Source organism: Methylomonas koyamae (assembly GCF_006483455.1).
Classification (GTDB): Bacteria; Pseudomonadota; Gammaproteobacteria; order Methylococcales; family Methylomonadaceae; genus Methylomonas; species Methylomonas koyamae_B.
In genome coordinates, this window is the sequence record NZ_PPPU01000060.1 from 1 (window position 1) to 1,416 (window position 1,416).

Annotated in this window: 1 protein-coding gene; it reads left to right on the forward strand. The window is 58.6% G+C overall.

All coding sequences use genetic code 11. From position 1 onward, the window contains the following. Positions 1-1,416 (forward strand): anthranilate synthase component I (gene trpE, locus C2U68_RS20215; RefSeq protein WP_140914278.1); only part of this gene is annotated, 1,416 nt, incomplete at both ends.

Here is a 1,416-nt window from a genome sequence, read left to right on the forward strand (position 1 = left end):
TTTGCCGACTACGCCCAACAAGGCTATAACCGCATCCCGGTCTGGCGCGAAGTTTTAGCCGACCTGGACACGCCGCTCAGCGCTTATCTCAAGCTGGCCGACGGCGCGTATTCTTATCTGTTCGAATCGGTACACGGCGGCGAACAATGGGGGCGCTATTCGATCATCGGCCTGCCCTGTCATACCCGGATCAAAATCAGCGGTCAGAGCATAACCGTCGAAAACGACGGTGCCGAGGCTCAGGTGTTCCAGCACCAGCAACCGTTGCAGTGGATAGAGGAATTCCGCCAGCAATACAAAGTGCCGGATGTGCCCGGCCTGCCGCGCTTTAACGGCGGCCTGGTCGGTTATTTCGGCTACGAAACCATCGGTTACATTGAGCCGCGCCTGCAACCCAGCGGCAAACCCGATCCTATCGGCGCGCCGGATATCCTGTTGATGGTGTCGCAGGATTTGCTGGTGTTCGACAACCTGTCCGGCAAAATGTTGCTATTGACTCACGCCGACCCGGCCCAGGACAACGCCTATCATAATGCCAAGGCCCGGCTGGACCGACTGGTGGAAAAATTGCGCAAGCCGCACGCCCACCCGCAACCGCACGCGGCCGGAAAACAGGTCAACGAAGCCGATTTCGTCTCCGGATTTACCCAGCAGGGCTACGAAGACGCGGTACTGAAAGTCAAACAATACATCACCGACGGCGACTGCATGCAGGTGGTGTTGTCGCAGCGCATGTCGATTCCGTTTAATGCCGCGCCGCTGGATTTGTATCGGGCACTGCGTTGCCTGAACCCGTCGCCGTACATGTTTTTCATGAACCTGGGCGATTTGCATGTGGTCGGCTCCTCGCCGGAGATTCTGGTGCGGCTGGAAGACAACGAAGTCACGGTCAGGCCGATCGCCGGCACCCGCCGCCGTGGCGAAACCCACGAACAGGATCTGGCGCTGGAACAGGAACTGCTGGCCGATCCGAAAGAAATCGCCGAACACTTGATGCTGATCGACTTGGGCCGCAACGATACCGGTCGGGTCGCCAAAATCGGCAGCGTCAAACTCACCGACAAGATGATCGTCGAGCGCTACTCGCACGTGATGCACATCGTTTCCAACGTCACCGGCGAATTGCAGGACGGCAAGAACGCCTTCGACGTGTTGGCGGCGACCTTTCCGGCCGGCACCGTCAGCGGCGCGCCAAAGATTCGGGCGATGGAAATCATCGACGAACTGGAGCCGGTCAAACGCGGCATTTATTCCGGTGCGGTCGGATACATTTCCTGGTCCGGCAACCTGGATACCGCCATCGCGATCCGTACCGCCGTGATCAAGGACCAAACTTTACACATTCAAGCCGGCGCCGGCATCGTCTACGATTCGATCCCGCGCAACGAATGGGATGAAACAATGAACAAAGGCCGC